The sequence below is a fragment of the Pedobacter sp. B4419 genome (assembly GCF_059693725.1).
In genome coordinates this window covers 2,677,624-2,695,580 of record NZ_JCASSL010000001.1, presented here as the reverse complement: position 1 = coordinate 2,695,580, position 17,957 = coordinate 2,677,624, and the positions used below count along the sequence as shown (strand labels likewise).

Genomic DNA, 17,957 nt, shown 5'->3' with positions numbered 1-17,957 from the left:
CCTTATTTCATTCGGCCTTTTAAGATGAATGCCCAAATGATGCCTCCTAAAATAAATCCGACAGGAATAATAATCTGACCAGGTAAGAGGAGGTATGAAACTATTGCAAAAGCTACGCCTAAGCCAATTTTTATCAATGCCACATTATAAAATGGCTCTACATTCTGTTTGATATGTTCTACTTTTCTTTGCGCATACAGGTTTTCGATGACCTCAAAAATCAGGTCTTCTGGAATTCCTTGTTTTTCTAATCTTGCATAAATTACCTCTCTATCCATTCCTGACCTAGAAAGCTTAAGGCCTTCAGTATAAGCCTTTCTCTTCAATTCTTCACGCGTTGGCGCAGATTCTTCATTGTCCATGGAAATCGTTTGGTTTGGTTAACCAAGTATAATTAAAATTCACTAAATCCGAATAGATTAAGCTCAATTATTTAGCGAGTAATTGTGAGTAGGCACTCTTAAAGTTAGGTGCTGCGATGTGGAGCATTTCAGCCTGTTTAACCACATAGCCCGTTAACGATTCGAGTTCGGTTTGCTTTGAGGCCGTAAAATCGCGATGCATGGAAGAGGTGGCGTCAAAAGGCAGCATTTCGTAATGAGCAATGGATTTTTCTAGGATTGCCGGATCTACCTCAATGCCTTTTGTTTTTGCCAAAGCTGTAACTTCTGCAATTAAACTGGTTAAAACTTCCCGTTTTTCTTGCAATAATTGACCAACCGATTGGTCAAAATAGGAGGTAGCCGTGGCTAAAGAGGACAGAAAAATGAATTTTTGCCAAATGATTTTTGAAATATCGGTTGATAAAGTGGCTTCAATTCCCGCTTCTTTTAATAAATGCTCGAGGCGGTTTAAGCGTTCATCAGCAGTGTCATCCAATCCAAAAAATAGTTTTTGCTGATTGCCAATGTTCTCTACCACACCAGGTTCTTTAATGGCCGAAACGATGTAAACACATCCCGATGGCACCAGTACATCGGGTAAGAGTGCCCTGATTTTTTCTACGCCTTCAATGCCGTTTAACAAAGGCAATACAACCGTAGCTGGACTTATGCAGGGCCTTAATTGCTCGATTATGGTTGACAAATCATAGTTTTTGGTGCAAATGATAATATAATCGGCCAGGCCAATTGTTGTGGCATCGGCTGTGGCTAAATAAGGTTTGGCGATAAATGAATCATCGCCTTTAATTACCTTTAAACCCTGTTGCTTAATTTGGTTCAGGTGTTCGCCACGGGCAATAAAAGATACCTCTACAGCACTGTTCTCGTATTTTTTGGCAAGCAGGCCACCAAAGTATCCCCCTACGCCACCAATGCCGGCAATAACTATTTTGGTTTTTTCAGACACTTAGGGATGTTTTGATTAACTATTTTTTTGGTGCTTTTTTAACAGGATGCACAGGCTGTTCGCTTTCTTCTCGCTGCTTAGCTGGATTTTTAGCCTTGCTGGTTGCAGGCTTTTCCTTATAAACCTTATCTTCTTCCTTTTTAACCGCTTGGTCGCCTTTTGGCACTTTGCCCTTTGGCTGCGGTTCCTGAAAATTGCTTGCAGGCTTATTGCTCTTTTTAACGGATTCCTTGTTCATAAACTTGTCTATTTATGGATAGAGCAAGTACTTTTTACGCATTTGTTTATACTTGCTTAATCCTGGTTCCCAGCTTGCGCGGATTTCTTTTTCAGATTTTCCGGCAATAATCTGCTGTCTGAATGTATCTACACCAACTAATTTTTCGATGGTGCCCATCTCTTTGCTCAGCTTGTTGTTAAAGAAATCTTCTTTTTTAGGCGAAGCTTTGTACAGTTCGATGATCCAGCTTAGGTTTAACATTTTAGTCTTCCTAAAGTTTGAAACATCGTAATTTCTCAAATCCAGCCCATAGCAAACCTGGTCTTGGAACAAAGGCGTTTCAGCCATGCCTTTAATGCTGGTAGGGGTATAAGAGAAAGAATAAATACCCTTTAAATAAGGTGCACCAATTACGGTAAAAGGAAACTGGGTGCCACGGCCATGGTTAAGGTAAATGCCCTCGAACAAGCAAGTTGTTGGGTACAGTAAAATAGCCTGCTGCGTATTTAGGTTCGGCGATGGCTTAACCGGCAACTCGTAAGGCATATCGTGGTTGTAGTTCGCATTTTTGATGATGTTCAGCTTGCATTTGAGCTTATCTTTCAGCCAGCCTTCTCCATTGAGCATTTGTGCATATTCGGCAATGGTTAAGCCATGTACAATTGGAATAGGCTGTACGCCAATGCCTGATTTAAAGCGCGGATCCAAAATCGGACCATCAATATAAAAGCCATTTGGATTCGGGCGGTCAAAAATCATCAATTCCTTGTTGTTTTGCGCACAGGCCTCCATTACGTGCTGCAAAGTATTGATATAGGTATAAAAACGTACGCCAACATCCTGGATGTCGAAAATCATGATGTCGATGTCTGCTAATTCTTCTTGGGTTGGCGTGCTGTGTTTGCCATAAAGAGAAACTACCTTAATGCCTGTTTTGGCATCAACGGCGTCGTCTACGTGAACGCCAGCGCTGGCATCGCCCCTAAAGCCGTGCTCAGGACCGAAGATTTTTACAATATTAACGCCACGTTTCAATAAGCTGTCTACCGAAGTGCGTTTGCCGATAATAGAAGTTGGATTAACCACCATTCCTACACGTTTGCCTTTTAAAAGTGGCAGGTATTTTTCGGTTTGCTCGGCTCCGGTTTTCAAACCGGCTTTTTCGCCAGGCTTTTTCATCTGACGTTCTTGGCTGCAAGCGGTTAGTGCCAACACTGCAAATACAAATGTAAAAACAACAGCAAGTTTCTTCATTATAAAGGTTTTTTTAAGATTTATGTGCGAGTTCGGAATTGAATTAGCACTTTTGCTAAGTTACAATTTATTACAAAACTTGAATATAGAATATTTCATAGCGGGTCGGATGGCCATTAGATCTGAGCGGACTTTTTCGAAGCTCATCGTGCGCATAGCTATTGCCGGCGTAATGCTCAGCCTTGCCGTTATGATTCTTTCTGTAGCCATTATCAAGGGCTTCAAGACCGAAATCCAAGACAAAGTTCGAGGCTTTATCGGTGATATTCAGATATATAGGTATGATTTGAATGGGTCTTTCGAGAAGGCGCCTTTTGTGCCCAATGATACCACATTAAGTTACCTCAAAAATAATAAGTCACTGGTTTCTTTTTATCCTTTTGCCACCAAGCCAGCCATTATTTCGGCCAATGGCGAAGTAGAGGGCATCAATTTTAAAGGAGTTGATGAAACCTACGATTGGACTTTTGTGAAGAAACATTTGGTGAGCGGAAGCGTGATCAATTTTGCCGACAGCAGCGTTAATCAGATTTTGATATCGGCTTATACGGCTAATCGGTTGAAATTGAAAACTGGCGATAGCTTTTTGATGCATTTTGTGCAGAACCCGCCCAAAAGAAGGAAATTTAAAATTGCCGGGATTTTTAATGTGGGCATTGAGAATATCGACAAGAGTTTTGCCATTGGCGATATCAACATCATCAGAAGCGTAAACAATTGGGCGCCCAACCAAATGGGTGGCATTGAGGTAAAGGTGAGGGATTTTACCAAACTCAAAACCACTGCCGATGAAGTTTATGCCAATTTAGAACTCAAGTTGCGCTCACGCTCGGTAAAGGAAAGTACACCCGAAATTTTTAACTGGCTTTCCTTGTTAGATGTAAATACCAAAGTGCTTTTAGTGCTGATGATGATTGTAGGGGTGATTAATATGGTAACCGCCTTGCTGATCATGATTTTAGAACGCACCACAATGATTGGCCTCCTCAAATCAATGGGGATGTCTAATGGCAGCATAATGCAGGTTTTTCTTTACAATGCGGTTTACCTGGTTGGCATCGGCTTGATTTTGGGCAATATTTTAGGCCTTGGCCTGGCGTTTATACAGCAATATACCCAAGTGTTTAAGCTAGACCAAACCAACTATTACCTCTCGTATGTGCCAATGGAGGTGCATTTTGTCGACGTGTTGCTGCTCAATCTGGCCACCATCATTATTTGTTTCTTGGTATTGCTGATCCCATCACTCTTGGTAAGCAGAATCAGTCCGTTAAAAGCAATTAGGTTTAAGTAAAAAATCACTAGCTGATTAGAGCATTAACTTTCGATGCCATCGTTGGTGTTGCTCACCAACGATCTGACTTTAACACTTGAAATGGCTTGTTGGTGAAGAACACTACGGGTTGATTTAGTTGAAGTGCAATAGTTAAGTATTCGTTTCGAAGCGCAACATCACTGCATAGATTAACGACACTCCAACTTTCAGCTCTATCTTTTTCGCCTTAACGGCAAAAAAGGATGCCACTTCAATTTGGGCTATTATACTTCGGCCTGTGCAATCAGACATAGGAGCAGAAAATATGTTAGCTAAACCCGATGGAAGCGGGCACGAAGCAAAGCGTACAGCGGGACAGGATTTGCTATGAAATGCTATGGTTGCTTTTCGAAATAAGGGATTCGTCATGCTGGACACCGATCCAGCATCTCACTCGAGTTAGATCCTGAACTAAATAATGACGATCTATCATCCCTTCTTATCCATCTTCAAATTCTTGGCCAATCGGTCTATGGCCTGTACCATTCGTTCTACTTTCGCCTCTTCATTTTTGGCATTGTCAATCCAATTAATAAAGGCTTCTTGTTCTTCCCTGCTGTATTTCCGATAGGTTTTTAAAGCGATGGGTTCATCTTCCAGGCACAAGAGCAATTCCTCTTCGGTACTCAATGTGCTTTCTTCTAGTGCAATGGTATCACTATATAAAATCAGGTCAACCCATTCGCCGGCTTCTTTGCCAATGCGTTTTCTGATTTCGGCCTTTACGGGCAGAAATAGATTTCCGTTTTTCATCGGCATTAAGCTCACGTTCTCGAGGACATAGTCGTCTATTTGCCCATTGATTTTGACCATGCCAAAATAGCCTCTCTTTTCTTTGGGTATTTCTGTAATTACAATAAACGTCCAGCCACCTTTGCCAGGCATTTTGTTCAGGAGGTACTTTTGATTGATGAGCTGATGTGGCATTTGAAAGAGATCTGATCTTGGCTAAAGTTCTAAAAAAAATAGCAGTTTCCAATTGACAGTTATCAATACGACTAAACGACTATTGACTAAAGACTTTTGACTAGGCCGGCCGATTAACATTTTCTTAATCCTAAGCTTACTTTTAACCTATATCGCGCTTATAGTTTTGGGCAATTATATCCCTTAACGATGAAGAAAATTTTATTCTCCCTTATTTTATGCTGTGGTATGGCGGTTTCGCTCAATGCCCAAGAAAAGAACCATGTGATTGTAATCAGTGTTGATGGTTTGCGACCAGAGTTCTATATAAATCCCAATTGGAACATGGTCAACTTGCGTCAGGCCATGGAAACCGGTTCTTATGCCCAAGGTGTTCGTGGTGTTTTTCCAACAGTTACTTATCCTTCGCATACCACTTTATTAACTGGTGTGAAACCATTAAAACATGGCATCTATTACAATACACCTGTTGAACCTTTGGGCATCAGTGGCAAATGGTATTGGGATTATTCGAGTATTAAAGTACCTACCATTTGGAGCGCCGCCAAGCAAGCTGGCTTAACCACTGCCTGTGTGGGCTGGCCGGTAACTTTAGGGGCACCCATCAATTATAACTTGCCGGAGTATTGGTATCTGCCAAAAAACAAAGGCGAGCAAAACGACGAAATCAAGGCATTGGCCGATGTGGCTAATCCAAAAGGATTATTTGAAGAAGTACAAGAATATGCCACAGGAAAGCTGGGCAAAGGCGGTGCCGATTTGGATTACTATTCGAGCGATGAAAACAAATCGAGGATGGCTTCTTACTTAATCCAAAAGTATAAGCCTTCGTTTTTGGCCATCCACATCGCACAGGTAGACCATTTTGAGCACGAAGAGGGTAGAGAAGGACCGAAGGTTCGTTCGGCTGTAGCTGGTGCCGATAGGGCGATCAAAACAATTATCGATGCGGTAGAGAAAGCGGGTATTAAAAAGAATACTACCATTATCGTAACCGGTGACCATGGCTTTGTCGACGTACATACACAGGTAACACCAAATGTGTTGTTGGCAAAAGCTGGTTTATATGATCCTGCCAAGAAAGACGATTGGAAAGCTTATTTCCATGCCAGTGGTGGTTCGGCATTTTTGCACCTGAAAGATCCTAAAGACAAAGCTACTTTAGATAAGGTAAAATCGATTTTAAATGGCTTAACTTCAAGCCAAAAACGTTTGTTCAGGGTAATTGACAGAACTGCGCTCGATGAGATTGGTGCCGATCCAAATGCGGTATTGGCTTTAACAGCAGAACAGGGCGTTGCTTTTGGTCCGGCGGCCGATGGCGAATGGGTGAGGTCTGGAAAAGGCGGCACGCATGGCTATTTGCCCGATTTTAAAGAGATCCAAACTGGATTTGTCATCTTTGGCAAAGGCATTAAGCAAGGTGTTGTCATTCCCTTAATGGGCGAAGAAGACGTAGCGCCAATCATCGCCAAATTATTGGCTTTCGATTTTCCATCGGCAGACGGCATTTTATACCAAGGATTATTTAAATAACTTCTATCCAATCTTTATTTTGCAAACCTGCAAATTCCGATCTTAATGGAAGGTTAAGGTAGGGGTAGGTTACTTTAGAAAGATATAGTCCGGTAGGGTGGGCAGGCTCTAATAAAGGAGGTGGAGTTTTGTTGATCAGGTAGCTTTCAAATTCGGCTACGCTCAACTCGTTCTTGCCAATTTTAAGCAGCTTGCCCATTATGATTCTGATCATCTTGCTCAAAAAGCGATTGGAAGAGATATGGAAACGGATATGTTCGCCATTGGCAGAGCTAAATAGCTTGGCATCGCGCACATAGCAGAGCGTATGCTCGTTCTTATCTGGCGATGTGCATAAAGCCCTGTAGTCTTTGTATTGGGGCAATAAATCAACGGCTCTTTTCATTTCGCCTAAATTGAGGTCTTTGTACCTATAAAAAGTACTCAATTGGCTCAAGAAAGGGTCTTTATAGGTGTGTAGGTAATAATCGTACTGGCGCTGAACGGCATCAAAACGGGCATGGCGCTTTTCTTCCACCTCAATAATATCAAAAACGGCAATGTTATGGGGCAATATGGCATTGAGCCTAAACACAAGATCGTAATCCCATGCAGGTTCAATATCTACATGAAAAAAGAACTGGCTGGCATGTACATGCGAATCGGTTCGGCCACAGCCATTAATAGTTAAGGGTGTTTTAAAAATCTGGCTGAGCTTGTTCTCGATAACTTCTTGTATGCTGTTTGCCTTGGGGTGTTTTTGCCAGCCATTGTAGTAATGGCCATTGTAGCCGATGTGGAAGAAGTATCTCATTTGCCTGCAAAGATAATGAAATAGCCACATCTCAACCAGCATCAATATAGTTATCCACAGATTTTAGACTGTAGGCGATGGCAATTGACCATTTATTAGAATAGCAGAACCAACATTTCATTGGTAGTCCCGCTATTCCTTGCAAGTCCTCACCTTGTGCCTCGGCTCCAGGCTTTCCATGCTATCGGTTTAGGTAGGTAAGTCCGTTCTGCTATGTTGGTTGCACTGACCCAAAATAGCAGTTGCTTCATCATATGGCCTCCAAATCTTTGGAAACAAAGGCAAACCGAAGCTGAGCACTTTCTTTCAGTATGCAAAAACAAGCAAGGGCGCAAAAGTGGTGTAGTGCCGCTAATTAACTAATTATGTTCGCACGGCTTGGCCTTGCGCCATCAATGCAAAGGTTTAGAATTTGTGACAAAGGTTTGAAGCCTTGAACTTTTGGTCACTTTTGTTTCAAGACAAAAGGACTAGCCCCGCCGGCTAGGAGGCGAAGAAGAGATAGATTTTATTACATTGGATCAGCTGCTTTCCGGTGGACGGAAAAATCCTACGATTCATCAGAAAAGCAACACCAGCATTCCATTTGATTGTCAGCCCCGCTTTTTGCTAAAGTTTTTCGCCCTGCTCAAAACTATCGCTGTCAATCGGGTTTAGTATGCAAGGTTCGTACTGCTATGTTGGTTGCACTGACCTAGGTTAAATAGCCCGGATTGAAGCGACATCCTCCCGGACTTGATCCGGGATCTAACTCGAAACAGCTGCCGGATCGGTGTCCAGCATGACAATTCTTTTATGCCGGACTGATCTTAACCATCCCATATGCAATGTGCCTCAAAATAAAACTATTTATTTATAAAAAACTTGTTGGTGAAGAACACCAACAAACGCTGAGTTGGCATCACTTCCCAATTTTTATGGTCGGTACTAACTCATCAAATAGTTTCAAGTCTACATCATCAGCTAAGCTGGCGATAAAAACAACTTTAAACAATTTTTTATCAGCAATAATGTAATAGATTTTTTTCTTGAAAGCGCCTTCTCCCGTGTGAGAATTATATTTAAAATTTACGGTCCCTGTAATTGCCGTCTTTCCATCAACTTGAACAACTTCTGGTGCTTGAACAATAGAGTGGCCGAGATAATAATACTCATCCCATTTAGCTGGTTTTAGCATCTTTTTTGTGAAATTTTCAATTTTTCCGCTGAACCGTTCCACACTAACATTGATTGTTGAATTGCCTTTAAGATGCGTCCCTCTTTCGTACTTGTTAAAGGTTACTATGTTCCTGCCATTGTTTTTATCTAGATTGAAGTAAGGCTCTCTATTTAGTATTTTAACCCAGTCGGTAGGCTCTTGTATGCTGAAACCATATTTCCCATCTTTGAATATTTGCTGAGCAGCTACATTTAAGCATAAACTAAAAAGCACAAGGAACAGAAAAGTGTTTTTGATCATGTAGTTGAGTTGTATTTGTTTTTTTATGGGTGTTATTTGCCGATTTTTATCGTCTGCACTAATTCGTCAAACAATTTACTGTCTTCTTCTTTGCCCTGTTCGTCTGTAAAATTAAGCTGAAAAAAGAACTTGCCATTAGGGAAGGCATAAGTTCTTGTTCTAACCTTCATTGATTCGTTTTGGGTGGTTTTAAGTGAATAAGTGCCAACAAATACTATACCTTTGGCTCCATTAACTTCAATCGTTTCCGGTTTTTTGATCAAGACAAAATCAGGGAAATAATTTTTAAATATGCCTGCACTTTGGCTCATAGCCCGGTTAAATTGCTCAAAGTTTTGGGTAGGGTTGGCACATGCATTAATCTTGATCGTTGGAATTAGTCCTGCATGTTTTTTTACATCATACTTGGCATAAGAGGCCAGTAATAAGGAGCCATTGTTGCTTTTAATGGCATCTGTAAGCTTCTTGTCATCTGTACCAATCATTTTATTGAAATTATCAATAACGGATTGTTTGTCCATTGATAGCCAGTCTTTTGGTTCCTGCATGCTAAAGCCATAGGCCTCGTTTTTGAAGGTGTTTTGCGCAGTGGCATTTAAGGATAGGCCAAAAAGCAAAAGGAACAGGAGCGTGTTTTTGATTTTCATCTCTTTAGATAGTTGTTTTTAATTTTCCAAGATGAAGATAGTATTCAATTTTTAAATAGTCACAGATTAACAGATTTTTATAAGGGCAACATGCTCATTTAACTATTTATTAGAAAAGTAGCACCAGCATTCCATTTGATTGTCAGCCCCGCTTTTTGCTAAAGTTTTTCGCCCTGCTCAAAACTATCGCTGTCAATCGGGTTTAGCATGCAAGGTTCGTGCTGCTATGTTGGATGCACTGACCTAGGTTAAATAGCCCGGATTGAAGCGATATCCTCCCGGACTTGATTCGGGATCTAACTCGAGACAGATGCTGGATCGGTGTCCGGCATGACGATTCTTTTATGCCGGACTGATCTTAACCATCCCATAGGCAATGCGCTTCAAAAGAAAACTATTTATTTTATAAAAAACTTGTTGGTGAAGAACACCAACAAGCGCTGAATATTTCATTTGATTAAAAATCCAAAGCTATTTAGGTCAAGGCGGCGCATTTCGACGTAAAAGGAAAAAACTTGTTGATGGAGAACACCAACAAGCGCCGAAAGTTATTTAGATCAAGATCGCACATTCCGACCAATATAAATGAAGGACTATCTTCCTGCCTTCACCAGTCTTTTCAGCCCTAGGCTGCAACCATAATGCAAACCATCGTGCGATACGATAAAGCTAATTGCATCGGCTACGCTCGTTAGCTGCAGGCCTGGATAGGTAGAAATGGTATAAGGTGTATAATTGGCAAACTTATCGGTTTGCAGGTCGCTTTCCAGTTGATCGATTGTACTCAACAGGTAAGTTTTCATCTGGTCGATTTCTTCGGCACTAAAAGGCCTTTCGGGCTTAGAGCCGTTTTTATAAAGATCGATCAGGTTTTCTTCTATTACAAAAGGATTGCCAGATAAGCGATAGCATAAAATCTGCTGGCTCACCACGAAATGGCCTACTTGCCAAGCCAAGTTATTGTTAAAACCATGTGGAATTTGGTTCAGTTCGTCTGTTGAGAGATCGGCAATGATGCTCAGTAATTTATTTCTCGAGGCTTTGATGACCTCCAAAAGTTTCTCCATTTTTTAATTGTTTAACATTGGTTTAAAGCGCTTGTCTTTATTTCTTAGGTCCAAGCCGCCTTCATATACAGATTTAAGGTTGATCAAATAAAACGACCAGCCATTGTGGCAACCCAAACGGATATATTTTTTGCTGTTATCATCTGTTGGGATGTTTTTCTGGGTGAGGGTAACTACGGTATGCTCGTTTTCTTGGGTCAAAGTAATGCTCACGAGGCATTCTCCGGCAAAGGTAAATTCGAAAAAATCTTTGCCGTTAGCTTGGGTAACCTTGCCTTTTTCGGTGTCTTCATACAAAAACCAGCGCCAGAAATAGCGATCGCCCACCGTTGCCAATTGTGTTGCATCAATAGGTTGTTCGTTGGCGTCAAGATAATCAGCTTCGCTCAAAAACCATTTTTCTATGTCTTTGGTAGCCCAAGCTTTATAAAGTGTTTGCAGATCAGCCTTGATGGCTATTTTCAGCGTAAAGGAGGTCCAGTCGAAATTTTCCATGCTATTTATTTTTTGCCCGTAGGTTTTTTGCCATTGCCCAGCCAAAGCAAACCATCGATAATCATTTTATTCTGCATGTCGTTATCAAAGGTGTAGGATAGGGTTTTGGTGTCTTTGCCGTATTTATGTTCATAATCCATATCGTTATGGCCCATGTTTACATAGATCATTTTATAGTTTCTGTTGCTCCAAACTACCGGATAAAAGCCGTTGTGCCATATTTCGTGCGCCTTCGGACCGGTTCCCAACGGAAAGCTGGTCGAATCGATGCTGAGCAGGATGTCGATGTCTGGGTTTTTGCGCAGGTCTTTTTCCCACCTGTACCATTCGTTGGGTTGCGATTTAAAGGTTTCGGGTAGGTTTTTAGTCGCCGGATGTTTACGGTTTACCCTTAGAACAGCCGAAGTTGGTCGCCAGGTATTGCTGCCATATTGGCCAGAGCCTAAGAACTCGTTGTGGTACCAGTTCCAGTTTTGTTCGAAAGCAGAAGGGGTAAGGGCAAAGGCCGAAAAGTGAAAGCCCATCCAGGCGCCTCCGTTTTTCATGTAATTTTCGAAAGCGGTACGCTGTTCTGGTTTTTCGGGACGGGTATCTAAAAAGAGCACCACCTGATATTTGGCCAAAAATTCAGCATTTAAATTACTCCAATTAGCGGTTGAGTCGTAGCTGAAGCCATATTTTTCGGCCATTTTAGGAAACCATTTATTGGCTTCGTGTACATAGCTGACGTGGGCCTGGTCATTTTTGCCGGTGTAAAAGGCAATGACATTGAATTTGGATTTTTTTTGCGCTTGAAGACTGTTTACCAAAAGGATACAGCAAATCATTAAGGCAAAAGGTAACAGTTTGTTTTTGAGGGATACTAGCATACGTGAATTGGGGTTAGGGTGAATATAAAATAAAGATAATATTTTGGGCGCATTAAGAACCCAAGACAAATAAAAAAGCTTGCCACGAAATGGTGACAAGCTTTGATTAAGGTGGGCTAAAAGCTGGTGAAGACACCAGCCTAAAATTGTTTAGCTATTTGGCATTTTTAACATAAGTGTTCAGCCAGGTATTCATCTCCCAAAGCATGTGCAAGATGTTTTCTTTGCCACGATAGCCATGGGCTTCGTAAGGCAAAAACACAAAACGTGTAGTACCACCAAAGCCTTTAATGGCATTGAACAAACGCTCGCTATTGATAGGGAAAGTACCTTGGTTATCGTCCATTTCACCGTGGATCAATAAAATCGGCGTCTTGATTTTGTTGGCATAACTGAAAGGGCTCATTTCATAATACAATTGCGGGTTGTCCCAATAGGTACGGTCTTCATTTTGGAAGCCAAATGGCGTAAGCGTTCTGTTGTAGGCACCGCTACGGGCAATACCCGCCTTAAACAAGTTGGTATGTGCCAATAAGTTGGCGGTCATGAAAGCACCATAGCTGTGGCCGCCTACCGCCATACGGTTTTTATCGCCCACACCCATTTCGCTTAGTTTATTGATGGCCGCTTCGGCATTGAGCTTCAACTGCTCCACGAAAGTATCATTAGGTTTTTTGCCATCCTTGGCTACAATAGGCATTTCGGCATTGTCTAAAATGGCATAGCCTTGGGTAACGAAAAACAAAGGGCCTCCAGAACTGATGGTGGTAAACTTATCTTGCGAGCCACGAACCTGAGCCGCATCTGCTGCCGAGTTAAACTCGCGCGGGTAAGCCCAGATCAATACTGGCAAAGGACCGTCTTTTTCTTTGTTATAGCCTTTTGGCAAATATAAATCGCCGGTTAAATCAATGCCATCGGCACGTTTGTAGGAGATTTTCTGTTTGGTAACACCATCTAGTTGGGCATAAGGATTGGTAAAATTAGTGATTTGTCTATCCGCAATGCGCAAAACCAGGTTTTTGATGAAATAATTAGGCACATCTTTCTGGCTTTCCTTACGGGTAAGCAATACCAGTTTTTGAGGATCTAACACATCGGTTACCATTTCGAAAGAACCCGGTTGACAACGCCAAAGGATTTCAGATTTTTTGGTCGCTAAATCAAATTTGGCCAAGAAAGGCAAATCGCCTTTTTCTGAAGCACCAGTGGTGTTGTTCAGCAATAATTTAGTGCCGTTATCCGTAGTTAGAATTACCTGACGGCCATATTTATTCTTTTCGGTAACCGGAAATCCTGGATTATTATAGGCGTCGGTGGTATTCAGTTCGTATAAAGTCTCTACAGCACTGGTAGTTGGGTTGTAACGGCTTAACCTTGAAGTTTGTTTGATCCTTGAATTTTCTCTTACCAAGGCCAAATTGGCATTGCCCCAACTGATGCCACCAAAACGCATTTTTGTTTTGAGGATCTCTTTTGGCGTACCACTAAATGGTGCAGCTAAAGCCAAAACCTGATCGTGGTATTCTACGTTCTTTTTGATCAAACCACTATCTAAAGGAACTGTCCAAACCAGGGTAGCTGGTTCATCATCGCGCCAGTCGAAGCCTCTTGGCACATTCTGCACGTTGTCATAACCTGATGGGCGCACTTCTGTAGATGGCAGATCGGCTACTTGTTTCACCACTTTGCCAGCTCTATCAGTAATGTTAACCACAGATGGAAAACCACCTGCCGATACCAGGTAAGAAAAAGGTTTTTTAATGGTTCTCACCATCATGTAGTTTTTATCGGGCGATAAAGAAATGCCACTGTAAATGGCTGGTTTGCCAATCAGGGTTTCTACGCCACCTTTGTTTTGAACCAATTGCGAAGTGGCAAAAAATTCGAACAACTGCTCATCAAATGGCGATTTGATCAAATCTTGAAGCGTAGCACTCGGTGCAGCCTTGCCCAGGTTTTCTTGAATGGTTGGTCCTTTTGGTGCCAGCGGACGTTTTGGCGCCAAGCTGGCGGCCTTTGTGGCCACTCGGTACAATAAAGTATTGTCATCAACCCATGTTGCACCACCACCCATAATGGCATTTAACGGCTGTTTGTTGATTTTAGTGGCTTTGCCTGTAGCTACATCTATTACGTATAAATCTACCCTGCTTTGGGTAGTTTGGGTAAAGGCAATCTTGTTTTCGCTGGGATTCCAGTTTACGCTGCCTGCATACAAAGGCGTAGGCAAGCCCGTGACGGCCAATGTTTTGCCGGTTTTAATGTTTTTGAGGCTAAAGTTGTTAATAAAGGTCTGCCTGCTGGGCGAATAGTTGTTAGGGTTGATGCGCATGCCAGCAATTCGGTATTCGGGCATGGCCAGCTCTTCAACAGATGGGAAGGAGTTGCGTTCGCTAAACAACATCCATTCGGCTTTGCTGTCTATGCTCACGGTTGGGGTAGGTTTGGCAAGCAAGAGGTCGGCAATTTCCTTTGGTGGCATCTGGTAGTTTATGGCATCTTGCGCATAAGCAGTCCCGCCAAGGGCGATTAAAAATAAATTGAGTAGTAGTTTTTTCATCAGCTTTAATTTTTAATGTTGATGAAGCGATCTGTGCAATTGTATAAGGTTGCACCTGATGGTTTCATTTAAACAAGGGTAAGTTTTCGGTTAACTTAAAAGAGCCTGCTTAATACAGGCTCTTAAACTTACACATAGTTTAAATAATTTTCGATTTGTATCAAAAATTTGATGAAATCGACATAAAATTAAATTTTGGTCAAAGTAAGATAAGCCGTTAATGGGACTTGAGCTCCTACTCGAGGAAAAGGACTGATGTTTTTGAACTGAAGGATGTAGTTGGTGCCGTTGAGGCTGATTTCTGTTAAATCTTTTTGTGTGGCAGGTACAGGCGCTCCAATATAAAGGGTGATCGTTTTTTCTGAACTGATGCCCAGGTCTTTTATTTTTAAAGTCGCCTTGCCAAAACCTGGATCTGTACAGTTGGCATTAATGGGGCATCGGCTATCCTCAATTGCAGTTAGCGTAACAGTAGCTAAAATGTTATCGCCCTGCTTGAAATGATAGGCATCGGCTTGGGTAACGGTAAACGCCCCAGACAGGTCTGTAGTTTTGTCTTTTTTGCAGGCAATAGCCGTAATCAGGAGTAAAATTGCAAATATGCTTCCTGGTAGCGGATTTTTGGTTAAAAAGTTCATCGTTTGTCTTTTTTGAAATGGGTGATTTGTTGACTAAAGCTTGCTGAGCATCAGGTATACAGTCTTTTCTGTTTTGTTGTCTCCGGCATAAGGCTGAAGCTCTCTCAATTGGATGATGTAGCTCTTGCCATTGATGTTGATCTTTGCCAAATCCTTTTGTTCTTTTGGCAAAAGATAGCCAAGGTATAGCATAACCGTCTTTTCCTCATTGATGCTTAAATCCTTTATTTTTAGGGTTACTTTGGCCAATCCTGCATTGGCGCAGAAAGCGTTTGGAGGGCAACGCGTGTCTTCGATGTCGGTTATCGTTACGGTAGCAAGCAGCTTGCCATTGTGTTCAAATCTTTGTGCCTTGTTTTTGGTAACCGAGTAGTTTCCAGAAAGATCAACGATCTTGTCTTTTTTGCAGGCCATTAGTGCAATGGACATAAAAAGGGCTAGCAAACTAGTTGCGAAAAGGGGTTTTAATAAGCTGTTCATGGTTTGGGTTTATTTTTTCTTGCCGGTAAAATTGAATCTCAGGTTGATCCCTGCGCTATTTATTTTTAGATTTTTATCGCCCATGCTGCCTATGGTAGGCTTGAAATAAGGTTCGAAAATAATGGTGTTTCTGCCCACGCTTTGGCTCAGGCCTACAGCAATAATCGCGCTATTGGCAAAATCGAAGCCCTTAAATTTGCTTTCCTCGGTTTGTTCTTGGATGGGAGCGCTTTTAACAAAGCCAGCTGAATTTTGAACGGTATAATCATAAGTATAACGTTGTGATAAATAAGAGTTGGAATTGATACCAGTAGCGATGTAGAAATTTTTGTTTTTGCCGGTATAAAACTTAACGGTAATAGGGATATCTATGGCCAATAGCTGGGCATTTACCTTAATGTCGCTAATTCGGCTTTCGGCACTAACCACATTATAGGCTGCCGCACTAGAAGAAACATCGCTGGCCAAGGTATTCGGAATCCTATCGCTATTGTTATAGGAGATCCTGTTTTGGCTCAGGCCTGCTCCAACGCTCAACACTACGCTTGGAGCTACTTTTATATTGGCATTTATACCAAAGCCCGCATTGATCTTGGCCGCATTATTGGCATAATAGTTAACAAATGTTCCGGTAAATACATCCAATGAATTCTTGATGTCCCTGCCTTTTTCTTCTTTTTGCTTAGTACTGGCCATTAGCAATTTGCTTTGCTCGTTTAAGAAATCTTCGGTGGTTTTTTTCTGTGCAGGCTGTGCTGCTGGCACGGCAATTGCCGACTGGTTCGCTACAATCTGCTGATTAGGCTGGGCAGCCATTACCTGAGGCGGTGCAACAACTGCCTGGGCAGGAGGAAAAACTCTACTGGAAGTGTCTGCTTTAGCAAGAACAACAGTTGAAACCGTTGGGATTACTGTGGAGTTGCTTGCCGCAACTGTTGGGTTTTGACGGGCAACAAATACGTTTTGCTTAACATTTGGATTTTTGATATCACTACTTGCTACTGGATTTTGGTCAGGATTAATGTCTGGCAATTTTACTGTTGGCTTTTGACCCGTTGTGGTATTTGGTGTTTCTGTTTTTTGGTTTTTTGCAACTGAATTAGTGTTTTTTATGGTTTGAGGAGCTTTTTGAACGAACAATAAGATGCCAGCCACTACTAAAATAGAGGCGGCAATGCCCGAAAGCCACCAGATAGGCAACTTCCTGCTGGGTACTTCCGGATATTTTTTGCGCAGTTCGGCCCAGCCTTGTTCGCTTAGGCCATCGTCCACATCTTCAAATAAGGCTTTGATATGCCTTGTTAATTCTTCTTCTTGCTCCTTCATCGTGTATATATTGAATACTCGCCCAATAAATTCTTCAGTGCCTGTTTAGCCCTGGTCAAATAAGTTCTCGAAGAACTTTCAGGGATATTCAGCATTTCTCCTATTTCCTTATGGCTATAGCCGTCTATTTCGTATAAGTTAAAAATCAAATGTTGCGTTTCGTTAAGGTTTTTCATCAGGTTGAGAATGTCTTTGGCCGAAAGCTGGTCAATGGCCGAGTGATAAGTAGTCTGTATCTCGGTATCTACCATTTCTATGGCCTGATTGAAACGCATGTTTTTTCTTTTATGGTCTAAAGCCGTATTCACCAGTATTTTCCTGAACCAGGCCTTAAAATCGGCATCTTCCCTAAATGAGCCTAATGACTTAAAAACCTTGATAAAAGAATCGTTTACCACTTCCAAAGCATCTTCTTTGTTGATTAGGTATCGCGAAGCCACCCCCAATGCATAGCCATAAAACTGCTTGTACAGCACTTCCTGAAACTGCAGATTCCCATCTTTGCAGTTCCTCAGTATTTCGTTAAGAGGGGATGCCTGTGGCTTGGCCATTTATTATCTGCTGCGCTTTAAACGATATTGGTAAAAATTGTAGGCTCTGGTTCCATTAACATCGTAGGGCAGAACCTTGTTCAAAATTAAACTATCTCCCTTGGTTTTATATTCAAATGTGCCTTTTAAAATCAGGTTCCAGTCAAAATCTGCCGTCCACATGTTTTTGTCTGCGAAATCAATAGTCGGATTGCCACCGTTGTTCCCAAAGCTAAAGGTGCCCTTGCCTCTGCCTTTTAGACTTGTATAGTTTTCGCCGTCAAATAGAATTTTTGCATCGCTCATTACCGCTTGGCCATTACTTACGGCTCTGAACGTACCTTCGTAGCTGCCTTGAAATGCAGTGCTATCTCTATCTTTCTTACAAGCGGCAAAAGTAAGGGCCAGTGCAGCAATGTAAAGTAATCTTCTCATGGTTTGTTTGTTTCTTAATAGCTATACGCAGGTTTAAGGGCAAACGCTACAAG

The 17,957-nt window shown here is 41.8% G+C and carries 19 protein-coding genes; 2 read left to right on the top strand and 17 right to left on the bottom strand.

Features of this window, described 5'->3' with window-relative positions; all coding sequences use genetic code 11:
- Positions 1-2: 2 nt before the first annotated feature.
- From AC570H_RS11220 to AC570H_RS11205, 4 genes are all read right to left on the bottom strand, one after another.
- Positions 3-362, bottom strand: coding sequence for a hypothetical protein (locus tag AC570H_RS11220; protein WP_497354731.1), 360 nt, complete (start codon positions 360-362; stop codon positions 3-5).
- 67 nt (positions 363-429) lie between these two features.
- The gene (locus AC570H_RS11215; RefSeq protein ID WP_497354729.1) at positions 430-1,350 is read right to left on the bottom strand and encodes a ketopantoate reductase family protein; all 921 of its coding nucleotides are present in this window, start codon (positions 1,348-1,350) and stop codon (positions 430-432) included.
- A gap of 19 nt (positions 1,351-1,369) precedes the next feature.
- Positions 1,370-1,588 carry a hypothetical protein gene (locus AC570H_RS11210; protein WP_497354727.1) on the bottom strand — a complete coding sequence of 73 codons (219 nt, stop codon included), beginning with the start codon at positions 1,586-1,588 and terminating at the stop codon, positions 1,370-1,372.
- 12 nt (positions 1,589-1,600) lie between these two features.
- A complete protein-coding gene (locus AC570H_RS11205; RefSeq protein ID WP_497354725.1) occupies positions 1,601-2,824 on the bottom strand; it encodes an exo-beta-N-acetylmuramidase NamZ family protein in 1,224 nt (407 codons plus the stop codon).
- Positions 2,825-2,933: 109 nt separating this feature from the next.
- On the opposite strand from AC570H_RS11205, the gene AC570H_RS11200 reads away from it, so the two are divergent.
- Entirely contained in the window at positions 2,934-4,118 is a 1,185-nt protein-coding gene (locus AC570H_RS11200; protein ID WP_497354723.1) for an ABC transporter permease, read from the top strand.
- Positions 4,119-4,568: 450 nt separating this feature from the next.
- Here AC570H_RS11200 and AC570H_RS11195 read toward each other — a convergent pair whose 3' ends face one another.
- On the bottom strand, positions 4,569-5,066 hold the full coding sequence (locus tag AC570H_RS11195; RefSeq protein WP_497354721.1) for a YdeI/OmpD-associated family protein: 498 nt from the start codon (positions 5,064-5,066) through the stop codon (positions 4,569-4,571).
- A gap of 189 nt (positions 5,067-5,255) precedes the next feature.
- On the opposite strand from AC570H_RS11195, the gene AC570H_RS11190 reads away from it, so the two are divergent.
- Positions 5,256-6,602: an alkaline phosphatase family protein gene (locus AC570H_RS11190; RefSeq protein ID WP_497354719.1), complete on the top strand. Its 1,347-nt coding sequence runs from the start codon at positions 5,256-5,258 to the stop codon at positions 6,600-6,602.
- Here AC570H_RS11190 and AC570H_RS11185 read toward each other — a convergent pair.
- From AC570H_RS11185 to AC570H_RS11130, 12 genes are all read right to left on the bottom strand, one after another.
- On the bottom strand, positions 6,595-7,395 hold the full coding sequence (locus tag AC570H_RS11185) for a tRNA pseudouridine synthase A (RefSeq protein ID WP_497354717.1): 801 nt from the start codon (positions 7,393-7,395) through the stop codon (positions 6,595-6,597). The genes AC570H_RS11190 and AC570H_RS11185 overlap by 8 nt on opposite strands.
- A gap of 901 nt (positions 7,396-8,296) precedes the next feature.
- Positions 8,297-8,854 (bottom strand): hypothetical protein, encoded by a 558-nt coding sequence (locus tag AC570H_RS11180; protein WP_497354715.1) that lies wholly within the window; start codon positions 8,852-8,854, stop codon positions 8,297-8,299.
- Positions 8,855-8,886: 32 nt separating this feature from the next.
- Positions 8,887-9,501, bottom strand: coding sequence for a PsbP-related protein (locus AC570H_RS11175; RefSeq protein ID WP_497354713.1), 615 nt, complete (start codon positions 9,499-9,501; stop codon positions 8,887-8,889).
- A 593-nt stretch (positions 9,502-10,094) separates the two neighbouring features.
- On the bottom strand, positions 10,095-10,568 hold the full coding sequence (locus AC570H_RS11170; protein ID WP_497354711.1) for a DinB family protein: 474 nt from the start codon (positions 10,566-10,568) through the stop codon (positions 10,095-10,097).
- Positions 10,569-10,571: 3 nt separating this feature from the next.
- Complete coding sequence (locus tag AC570H_RS11165) at positions 10,572-11,063, bottom strand: SRPBCC family protein (protein WP_497354709.1); 492 nt, start codon at positions 11,061-11,063, stop codon at positions 10,572-10,574.
- Between the two features lie 5 nt (positions 11,064-11,068).
- Positions 11,069-11,932 carry a ThuA domain-containing protein gene (locus tag AC570H_RS11160; protein WP_497354707.1) on the bottom strand — a complete coding sequence of 288 codons (864 nt, stop codon included), beginning with the start codon at positions 11,930-11,932 and terminating at the stop codon, positions 11,069-11,071.
- Positions 11,933-12,086: 154 nt separating this feature from the next.
- Positions 12,087-14,495 (bottom strand): S9 family peptidase, encoded by a 2,409-nt coding sequence (locus AC570H_RS11155; protein WP_497354705.1) that lies wholly within the window; start codon positions 14,493-14,495, stop codon positions 12,087-12,089.
- Between the two features lie 188 nt (positions 14,496-14,683).
- On the bottom strand, positions 14,684-15,133 hold the full coding sequence (locus AC570H_RS11150; protein ID WP_497354703.1) for a hypothetical protein: 450 nt from the start codon (positions 15,131-15,133) through the stop codon (positions 14,684-14,686).
- Positions 15,134-15,166: 33 nt separating this feature from the next.
- A complete protein-coding gene (locus AC570H_RS11145; protein ID WP_497354701.1) occupies positions 15,167-15,562 on the bottom strand; it encodes a hypothetical protein in 396 nt (131 codons plus the stop codon).
- Positions 15,563-15,622: 60 nt separating this feature from the next.
- Positions 15,623-16,939 carry a hypothetical protein gene (locus AC570H_RS11140; RefSeq protein WP_497354699.1) on the bottom strand — a complete coding sequence of 439 codons (1,317 nt, stop codon included), beginning with the start codon at positions 16,937-16,939 and terminating at the stop codon, positions 15,623-15,625.
- A complete protein-coding gene (locus AC570H_RS11135; RefSeq protein WP_497354697.1) occupies positions 16,936-17,490 on the bottom strand; it encodes an RNA polymerase sigma factor in 555 nt (184 codons plus the stop codon). Before AC570H_RS11135 ends, AC570H_RS11140 begins: the two co-directional genes overlap by 4 nt.
- Before the next feature lie 3 nt (positions 17,491-17,493).
- A complete protein-coding gene (locus tag AC570H_RS11130) occupies positions 17,494-17,904 on the bottom strand; it encodes a hypothetical protein (RefSeq protein ID WP_497354695.1) in 411 nt (136 codons plus the stop codon).
- Positions 17,905-17,957 lie beyond the last annotated feature (53 nt).

Bases quoted from the DNA above. Each gene is read 5' to 3' on its own strand.
- AC570H_RS11220 (WP_497354731.1), bottom strand. From the start codon at position 362: ATGGACAATGAAGAATCTGCGCCAACGCGTGAAGAATTGAAGAGAAAG.
- AC570H_RS11210 (WP_497354727.1), bottom strand. From the start codon at position 1,588: ATGAACAAGGAATCCGTTAAAAAGAGCAATAAGCCTGCAAGCAATTTT.
- AC570H_RS11205 (WP_497354725.1), bottom strand. From the start codon at position 2,824: ATGAAGAAACTTGCTGTTGTTTTTACATTTGTATTTGCAGTGTTGGCA.
- AC570H_RS11200 (WP_497354723.1), top strand. From the start codon at position 2,934: ATGGCCATTAGATCTGAGCGGACTTTTTCGAAGCTCATCGTGCGCATA.
- AC570H_RS11195 (WP_497354721.1), bottom strand. From the start codon at position 5,066: ATGCCACATCAGCTCATCAATCAAAAGTACCTCCTGAACAAAATGCCT.
- AC570H_RS11190 (WP_497354719.1), top strand. From the start codon at position 5,256: ATGAAGAAAATTTTATTCTCCCTTATTTTATGCTGTGGTATGGCGGTT.
- AC570H_RS11185 (WP_497354717.1), bottom strand. From the start codon at position 7,395: ATGAGATACTTCTTCCACATCGGCTACAATGGCCATTACTACAATGGC.
- AC570H_RS11180 (WP_497354715.1), bottom strand. From the start codon at position 8,854: ATGATCAAAAACACTTTTCTGTTCCTTGTGCTTTTTAGTTTATGCTTA.
- AC570H_RS11175 (WP_497354713.1), bottom strand. From the start codon at position 9,501: ATGAAAATCAAAAACACGCTCCTGTTCCTTTTGCTTTTTGGCCTATCC.
- AC570H_RS11170 (WP_497354711.1), bottom strand. From the start codon at position 10,568: ATGGAGAAACTTTTGGAGGTCATCAAAGCCTCGAGAAATAAATTACTG.
- AC570H_RS11165 (WP_497354709.1), bottom strand. From the start codon at position 11,063: ATGGAAAATTTCGACTGGACCTCCTTTACGCTGAAAATAGCCATCAAG.
- AC570H_RS11160 (WP_497354707.1), bottom strand. From the start codon at position 11,932: ATGCTAGTATCCCTCAAAAACAAACTGTTACCTTTTGCCTTAATGATT.
- AC570H_RS11155 (WP_497354705.1), bottom strand. From the start codon at position 14,495: ATGAAAAAACTACTACTCAATTTATTTTTAATCGCCCTTGGCGGGACT.
- AC570H_RS11150 (WP_497354703.1), bottom strand. From the start codon at position 15,133: ATGAACTTTTTAACCAAAAATCCGCTACCAGGAAGCATATTTGCAATT.
- AC570H_RS11145 (WP_497354701.1), bottom strand. From the start codon at position 15,562: ATGTCCATTGCACTAATGGCCTGCAAAAAAGACAAGATCGTTGATCTT.
- AC570H_RS11140 (WP_497354699.1), bottom strand. From the start codon at position 16,939: ATGAAGGAGCAAGAAGAAGAATTAACAAGGCATATCAAAGCCTTATTT.
- AC570H_RS11135 (WP_497354697.1), bottom strand. From the start codon at position 17,490: ATGGCCAAGCCACAGGCATCCCCTCTTAACGAAATACTGAGGAACTGC.
- AC570H_RS11130 (WP_497354695.1), bottom strand. From the start codon at position 17,904: ATGAGAAGATTACTTTACATTGCTGCACTGGCCCTTACTTTTGCCGCT.